This is a genomic window from Phaeovulum sp. (genome assembly GCF_030684035.1).
Taxonomy (GTDB): Bacteria; Pseudomonadota; Alphaproteobacteria; order Rhodobacterales; family Rhodobacteraceae; genus UBA6213.
This window is the reverse complement of the sequence record NZ_JAUXPI010000061.1, coordinates 1-3713: the sequence shown is the minus strand read 5'-3', so window position 1 is coordinate 3713 and position 3713 is coordinate 1. Positions and strand designations below refer to the sequence as shown.

Annotated in this window: 5 protein-coding genes; 1 reads left to right on the top strand and 4 read right to left on the bottom strand. The window is 64.4% G+C overall.

What is annotated here, in order from left to right; translation table 11 throughout:
* From Q8J98_RS13930 to Q8J98_RS13915, 4 genes are all read right to left on the bottom strand, one after another.
* Positions 1-337, bottom strand: a 337-nt coding sequence (locus Q8J98_RS13930; RefSeq protein ID WP_305294905.1) for a DUF2971 domain-containing protein, incomplete at its 3' end; no start/stop codon positions are given.
* Between the two features lie 317 nt (positions 338-654).
* A complete protein-coding gene (locus tag Q8J98_RS13925) occupies positions 655-1134 on the bottom strand; it encodes a VOC family protein (protein ID WP_305294904.1) in 480 nt (159 codons plus the stop codon).
* A gap of 100 nt (positions 1135-1234) precedes the next feature.
* Entirely contained in the window at positions 1235-2032 is a 798-nt protein-coding gene (locus Q8J98_RS13920; protein ID WP_305294903.1) for an EcsC family protein, read from the bottom strand.
* Positions 2033-2146: 114 nt separating this feature from the next.
* Positions 2147-2632 (bottom strand): GNAT family N-acetyltransferase, encoded by a 486-nt coding sequence (locus Q8J98_RS13915; RefSeq protein WP_305294902.1) that lies wholly within the window; start codon positions 2630-2632, stop codon positions 2147-2149.
* 80 nt (positions 2633-2712) lie between these two features.
* Between Q8J98_RS13915 and Q8J98_RS13910 the strand changes: the two genes are divergently transcribed.
* Positions 2713-3318 (top strand): flavin reductase family protein, encoded by a 606-nt coding sequence (locus Q8J98_RS13910; RefSeq protein WP_305294901.1) that lies wholly within the window; start codon positions 2713-2715, stop codon positions 3316-3318.
* Positions 3319-3713 lie beyond the last annotated feature (395 nt).

Below are 3713 nucleotides of genomic sequence, written 5' to 3'. Positions count from 1 at the left end.
CCGAGAAAAGATTACTTGCCGCCTCCTTTTGCATTCGGTGTTTCTCCGGAGTAAATTTTAGGGACATCGACCCTAAACCACCTGACTCCTGATACTTCAAGGCGTCATCGCCAAAGGCAAGGTGCAGCTGCTTTATTACCCCATTTAGTTCCGCCCAGTTTCTATTCCCGTATGACACAGTCTTCAGGGCAAGCCTATACCCTCTATCAGCGGCATCGATGATGTGCTTCAATTTTTCAACGCTGAAGGAAACCGAGAACCCCGCGCCGTCTTGGGCGTATCCGCGCCACTGGCTCAGAAGATCGGACTCTTCCGAAAGGCAGAACCCAAGCGCCACGTTTCCACGCAGCACATCTCGACGGCAGTCTTCGCGCCTTTTCGCTGCAAGCGCTGCTCGCTGTCGCGCGAACTAAATTTGTCCAACCAATGTTCTAGCATCCATACACCCTCCGCACGGTCGTTTGAGAGTGAAAGGTCTGTTAGCCAAATCTCCTTGTTTCTGACGATCGACAGAAATACGGCGGAAGAGCAATAGTGATGCAGTTGACCAATCATTTGATTGTTCCTCCTGGGCCACCAATGAGTAGAGCCCAGCTCATTAAGAATTCTAAACGCTGCAAAGGCGAAATGCTAATCCAATTCTCGCCCCCCCGCCTACCCCCGCCTCGCCGCATCAATCGCCGCCACGTCGATCTTCGTCATCTCCATCATCGCGTCAAACGCCCGCTTCGCCTCGGCACCACCCGCCGCCATCGCCTCGATCAGCGTGCGCGGGGTGATTTGCCAGCTTAGCCCCCATCTGTCCTTGCACCAGCCGCAAGCGCTGGCCTGCCCGCCGTTGCCGATGATGGCGTTCCAGTAGCGGTCGGTTTCGGCCTGATCTTCGGTGGCAATCTGGAACGAGAAGGCTTCGGATTGCTTGAATGCCGGGCCGCCGTTGAGGCCGATGCAGGGGATGCCAAGCACGGTGAATTCGACTGTCAGCACGTCGCCCGCCTTGCCGGAAGGATAGTCCGAAGGGGCGCGGCGCACTGCGGTCACGGCGCTGTCGGGAAAGGTTGCGGCGTAAAAAAGGGCGGCGGCCTCGGCGTCGCGGTCGTACCAGAGGCAGATGGTATTCCGGGCGAGTGTCATGGTGCTTCCCTCCCTCAGCAGGCTTCGCGGACCCTTCGCGCAGGCTAGGCCGCGCTGCGGTCTGGATCAACCATGAAGCGCCGCAAGGGCAGGCTCACGCTCAGCCCCTGCCGGCAATCCGCCCCCGCCCTTTCGCAGTGATCCGCGCCCGCAGTTCTTCGCGCAGGTTGCCCTCATCAAGCCCGCGCTCGCGCGCGAGGCGCTTCAGGCCGAAATTCACCCGCGCCATTTCCTGATAATAGCTGGTGAAGGCATAGTTGATGGCGGCCCCCGCCACCGCCCCCAGAACCGGTGCCGCCTGCGCCGCAAGTTTCTGCCCGAGCACCGCCGAAAGCCGCGGGGCCACCTTGGCAATCAGCGCATTCAGGCTTTGCCCGGTCACCGTCACCCTTGCGGCAAGAAACCCGGCCTCGGCACCGTCATCGACGCGCATCGGCCCGGCGCTGGCAAAGACCTCGATGCAATCCAGCCGCACCGTTTCGTCGGCGGGGTCAAAGCCGTGTTCGGCGGCTATGCCCTGAATCGCCCGCAGCAGCACCGTCACCGTCACCGGCAATTCCGCCAGCGCGCCGGGCAGGCCGCCAAAGCCCCCCGCTGCGCCCATTGCGGTGGCAAGCGCGGTGTTGAGCCAGTCTGCCCGGTCCGCCACCACCCCGCGCGACCTTGCGGCGGCGGTAAATGCCCCGGTCAGCGCCGCCTGCGTGGCACCGTCAAGCCGGTCCTTCACCGCCGCAGGCAGCTTCTCGAGCAGCGCCTCGGCGCTGCCGCCGACCATGCCAAGCACCTGCATGCCAAGCCCGCTTGCGCCGCGGTGCCGTTTCGCCAGCGCCTCAAGTGCTGCCACCACCTCGGCATCGTCAAGCGGCGGAAACACCGCCACGCCCTCTGGACCCGCCATTGCACCCCTCCACGGTTTCGCCGGATATAGGCATGTCGAGGCCGCCCCAAAAGCCCCGCTCCGATTTCTTCAATGCAAAAATACCCCGGGGGTGCGGGGGCTGGCCCCCGCGCTTCAGGCGGCCTTTTCGACTGCGCCCTGCACCCCGTCCCAGGCCCCGGGTTGCAGCGCCAGGCCCAGCACGCGGTCGGGGTTGGTGGGCGGCGGCATCACCACGCCGTCAAGCCGGGTAAAGCCGAAGCGGCCGTAATAGGGCGCGTCGCCGACCAGGAGCACCCGCTCCCACCCCAGGCGGCGCGCCTCGGCAAGGCTTTCGAGCATCAGCAGGCCGCCCAGCCCCTCGCCCTGCCGGGTGGGGTGCACCGCGATCGGGCCGAGAAGCAGCACCCGCGCCGCCCCGACCCGGACCGGCCAGTAGCGGATGACGGCGGCCAAGGTGCCGCCCTCGTCGCGCAGCACCAGGCAAAGTGCGGCCACCGGGGGCACGCCGTCGCGCAGGCGGTAGGAGGAAAGCGCGGTGCGGCCGGGGGCAAAGCAGAGGTCATAAAGCGCCTCGACCTCCCACCAGTCTGCCTCGGTCTCTTCCTCCAGCCGATACATGCCCCGCCGCGCCCCCCGAATCTGCTTGAAATCGCGCGTAACATGCGCGCTTCTCGGGGGCAAATCCCATGAGGCCCCGCATGTTCTACCGCCCCTCCGAAGGCCACGGCCTGGCCCATAACCCGTTCAACGCAATCGTCGCCCCGCGGCCAATCGGCTGGATCGCGACGCGCGGCAGAATGGGTGACAACCTCGCGCCCTATTCGTTCTTCAACGCGGTCGCCTACACGCCGCCGCAGGTGGTGTTTGCCTCGACCTCGGCCAAGTCGGACCGGGAAGGCACCAAGGACAGCATGGCGAACATTCGCGAGAGCGGGGTTTTTGCGGTCAACATCGTCTCGGGCGACTTGCTGGCGGCGATGAACGAGACCTCGGCGGCGGTGGCGGCGGGGGTGGATGAATTCGCGCTCGCGGGGGTGGAAAAGGCCGAGTGCCGGGCCATCGACTGCCCCCGCGTGGCCCGCGCCCCGGCGACGCTGGAATGCCGTCTGGTCCAGATCGTGCCGCTGCTGGGGGCCGCGAATTTCCTCGCGGTGGGCGAGGTGGTGGGGGTGCATATCGCTGACGAGTGCCTGAAGGAGGGCCGCTTTACCCTGCCCCCCTCGGGCCTGATGGCGCGGCTCGGCTATCAGGACTACGCGGTGATCCGCGAGGGGGTCAGGCTGGCGAGGCCGGGGGAGAGGTGAGGGGGGGCGGGGGGTAAGGGGTTGTTTTTGCTGGGGGATGGGGGCGGTTGTTAAGGGATTGGTAAGGGGTGGGGGGCACCCGTCTGCGCTCGCTCAATGATTACCACGCGCGAGAGCGGTTCAGGGAATCACTCGATTTCGCATGCCTGAAATTGCGGTGTCCTTTGCGAGAAAATACCACTGCGGAATTGATAGTCTGAGTTGTTTTCCGGCATTCGAAAGATCCGGGGCTGCGCCAACACTATTCGACCACATTAAGGAACGTCTGAAAAACCTGCCACTTTCCGCCTGATCTGATAGGCTTGGGCATCCCCACGAGGAGGCTTGCCGATGCTGAAACAACCCGCCTTTCCCGGCCTGCGCGATGCGATGAAGAAGAAGGTGACACGGCGCGA